1 protein-coding gene is annotated in these 668 nt (G+C 43.9%); it reads left to right on the forward strand.

Features of this window, described 5'->3' with window-relative positions:
* Positions 1 to 668 (forward strand): hypothetical protein (locus ACS8FD_RS21235; RefSeq protein ID WP_439277325.1); only part of this gene is annotated, 668 nt, incomplete at both ends.

Consider the following 668-nt stretch of genomic DNA (forward strand, 5'->3'; position numbering starts at 1 on the left):
TTATGCGCGTTATGGCAAGCAAGAAGACAGCAAATTCTTATCTTGGTTTAATTTCGGCATCCCCTTCTATCTAGTCGCTTTTTTCTTGAGCGGACTGGCGGGGATTTATTTAGTGAGCACTATCCCCTTAGAAGGCGCATTATCCGAGGTGTCCATCACTTTAGGACTGGTAAAATTGATGGGTGTGTTCGGTCTTATCTTTGTCGTCGTTACACAAACTCGTATTAATACTGCCAACTACTTATTGGCGACAACCAATCTGCAAGCATTCCTCAAAGATACCATCAATATTCAAATTCCAAAATTTGTTGGCGCTTTATTAATTGGTACTTTTATTTTCGTTCTGATGCTACTCGATGTATTTGCTTATCTGTTACAAGCGCTTGCCTATCAAGGTGTATTTGTGGTGGCTTGGGTGGCGATTGCCCTCACCCATATTCTTTATCCTAAACGAAAAGACATCTTTGGCGCGGTTCCCATCATTGATCCGCAGCGCTTGCCAGCATTTGATAAGTCAGGATTGGTCGCTTGGATAGCAGCCTCAATCGTCGGAATCGTGCTTATGAATCTGGGCGGCAGCTGGGTCAATTGGTATGCGACCTTGACCTTTATTACAGCGACTGTCCTGTACGCGATATTGATGCCCAAAACTCAGCAACACGTTTTAC

The organism is Psychrobacter sp. 1U2 (assembly GCF_051847575.1).